This window comes from Cognatilysobacter lacus (assembly GCF_008274655.1).
Taxonomy (GTDB): Bacteria; Pseudomonadota; Gammaproteobacteria; order Xanthomonadales; family Xanthomonadaceae; genus Cognatilysobacter; species Cognatilysobacter lacus.
On record NZ_VTRV01000226.1, the window covers coordinates 1 to 2,628 of the forward strand.

Below are 2,628 nucleotides of genomic sequence, written 5' to 3' on the forward strand. Positions count from 1 at the left end.
TTCCGGGCGCCGGTCTTGGCGACCATGCCCTTCGCCGGATCGAACGGCGACACGGCGTGGTAGCCGATCTGGACGCCCCCGGCGCACCGTTGGTCGCCCGATCGAGAGGGGACCTCCGCTGCCGCTACCCCGGCACGCGCGCGCCGCTACGCGTCGTCGCCGTCGTTCTTGGACTTGCGCCGCGCGCGTGGATGCGCGGCGTCGTACACCTTGGCCAGGTGCTGGTAGTCGAGGTGCGTGTAGATCTGCGTGGTCGCAAGGTCGGCGTGGCCGAGAAGCTCCTGCACGCCGCGCAGGTCGCCCGAGGATTCCAGGATGTGGCTGGCGAACGAGTGTCGAAGCATGTGCGGATGCACCTGCTTGAACAGGCCCTGGCGCTCGGCGAGCTGGCGCACTCGCAGCTGCACGGCGCGCGGCGTGATCGGCGCACCGCCGCGGCCCGGGAACACGGGCTCGTCCAATTTCGCGCCGGTGGACGTGCGCCATTCGAGCATTGCCGCACGCGCATGCGTGCCCACCGGCACGACGCGTTCGCGCTTGCCCTTGCCGTGCACGGTCACCAGCCCGTCTTCGAGGTCGACCTGCGACCAGCGCAAGCCACACAGTTCGGACAGGCGCAGCCCCGAGGAATAGAACAACTCGAGCAACGCGCGATCGCGCAGCCCCAGCGGCGCGTCCGTCGGGGTTTCGACCAGCGCCTTGGCCTCGTCCGGATCGAGAACTTTCGGCAGCTTGCGTGGCGCTTTCGGCGCGCGCAGCCCCGCCACCGGATTGGCGGCGACATGCCCGTGCCGCAACATCCAGCCGAAGAAACTGCGGCAGGCAGAAAGTCGTCGCTGGAGTGTCTTCGGGGCGCAGCCGCGGCGATGTTCGTCGGCGATGAACGCGCGCAGCTGCGTTACATCCAGCGCGTCGATCACCACGCCGCGGGGCTGCGCCCAGGACGCAAGCGCCGACAGGTCGCGACGATACGCGTCGAGCGTGTGCGCCGAGAGCTGCCGCTCACCGGCTAGGTGTGCGAGGAAAGCCTCGACGGACGCCGACGTCACCGCCGGCGCGGCGGGCGCGTCAGTCGACATACCTCGACAGTGCCGCGGCGAAGGCCTCGCCCATCATGCGCAGGAACAGCGTGCCCATGCCCGGATAGAAGCGGTTCGGATCGCCGCTGCCGACGGCGACCATCGCGAGCCCCTGCGCGGGGAACAGCGCCGTGGACTGCACGTCGTCGACGCGCTCGCCGTAGAGCACGTCGTGCTTGGCAGGCTGCAGCCTGCCGCACAGCGGCTCGTCGCCCGCGAGGAAATCGGCGAACGCCTTGAAGCGCATGTCACCGGGGCCGATCACGTCGAGCCATTCATTCGGCTCAATGCCCGCGACCGGCTTGAACAGCACGATGCGCACGATGTCGCCGTTGAAATCCTCGGCGAGCGATGCGGCCATCGCGCTCAGCGTGTCCACCGCACTCGTCTGGCGCATCAGCCCCAGCGTCAACTGGTGGATGCGAACGGACAGGCGCTCGTTCTCCTGCGCATTGGCCGACAGCTCGTGCAGGCGGCGCGTGAGCTCGCGGTTCTTCTCGCGCAGCACTTCCAGCTGGTAGCTGGCCAGCGACGCGGCCGGGCCGGACTCGCGCGGCACCACCAGGGAGCCCGCCAGATCGGGGAACTGGCGCAGGAACTCAGGATGGCGGCGAAGCCAGGCGGCGATCTCGTGCGCGCCCAGCTTTTCGGTGTCGGTCATGCGATCCACTCTCCTTCGAAGACGAATGCGGCGGGACCGGCCATCGCGATGGACGCCGCGTCGTCCGGCCAGTCGATGTGCAGGATGCCGCCGGGCAGTTTCACGTCGACGCTGCGGTCGACCCAACCGTGCCGCATCGCGACAGCGGCGGCCGCGCAGGCGCCGCTGCCACAGGCCAGCGTTTCGCCCACGCCGCGCTCGTAGACGCGCAGACGCAGGTGGCCCCGGTCGATGACCTGCACGAAGCCCACGTTGGCCGAATCCGGGAACGCGGCATCACGCTGCAGCGCCGGGCCGACAGTGTCGAGCGGCGCGCGGTCGATGTCGTCGACGCGCACGACGGCATGCGGATTGCCCATCGAGACCGCCGAGAACCGCACGCCCGGGTGCGGCGCGAGGAGGCAGTCGTCGGCGCTGGAAAAACCGGCCAGCGGAATGTGCGCAGGCTCGAAATCCGGGCGGCCCATGTCCAGGCGCACGCTGCCGTCCGCGAGGAATTCGACGGCGTGGCGGCCGGCCGGGCTCTCGACGGCGAAGCGATCGGACAACGGCTCGCCGCGCTGGTCGCCGTCGCGCTTCAGCCACGCGGCGACGCAACGCGCACCGTTGCCGCACTGCTGCGCCGCGCTGCCGTCGGCATTGAAGATGCCGTAGCGCGCGACGACGCCGGGTGCTTCGGCGCGTTCGATGGTGAGTATCTGGTCGCAGCCCACGCCGGTGTGCCGGTCGGCGAGCGCGCGGCACAACGCCGGCGACGGCGGCCCGCGCCCGTCGCGCAGGTCGAGCACGACGAAGTCATTGCCCGCGCCGTGCATCTTGGAAAAGCGCATCGCGGCGCTACGGATGCGGCGGCGCGCCCGGTGGCGGCGTACCGGCCTGGCCCGCGTC

The 2,628-nt window shown here is 70.5% G+C and carries 3 protein-coding genes; all 3 read right to left on the reverse strand.

What is annotated here, in order from left to right; all coding sequences use genetic code 11:
- Window positions 1-146: 146 nt before the first annotated feature.
- Genes xerC through dapF form a run of 3 tightly spaced genes read right to left on the reverse strand, consistent with a single transcriptional unit; the run spans window position 147 to window position 2,570 of the window.
- Window positions 147-1,079, reverse strand: coding sequence for a tyrosine recombinase XerC (xerC, locus tag FW784_RS13465; RefSeq protein WP_149353838.1), 933 nt, complete (start codon window positions 1,077-1,079; stop codon window positions 147-149).
- Window positions 1,069-1,740, reverse strand: a complete 672-nt coding sequence (locus FW784_RS13470; RefSeq protein ID WP_149353839.1) for a DUF484 family protein — start codon at window positions 1,738-1,740, stop codon at window positions 1,069-1,071. Before FW784_RS13470 ends, xerC begins: the two co-directional genes overlap by 11 nt.
- Window positions 1,737-2,570: a diaminopimelate epimerase gene (gene dapF, locus FW784_RS13475; RefSeq protein ID WP_149353840.1), complete on the reverse strand. Its 834-nt coding sequence runs from the start codon at window positions 2,568-2,570 to the stop codon at window positions 1,737-1,739. Before dapF ends, FW784_RS13470 begins: the two co-directional genes overlap by 4 nt.
- Window positions 2,571-2,628: the final 58 nt, after the last annotated feature.

Excerpts from the sequence above, each read along its gene's own strand:
- xerC (WP_149353838.1), bottom strand. The coding sequence starts at position 1,079 with ATGTCGACTGACGCGCCCGCCGCGCCGGCGGTGACGTCGGCGTCCGTC.
- FW784_RS13470 (WP_149353839.1), bottom strand. The coding sequence starts at position 1,740 with ATGACCGACACCGAAAAGCTGGGCGCGCACGAGATCGCCGCCTGGCTT.
- dapF (WP_149353840.1), bottom strand. The coding sequence starts at position 2,570 with ATGCGCTTTTCCAAGATGCACGGCGCGGGCAATGACTTCGTCGTGCTC.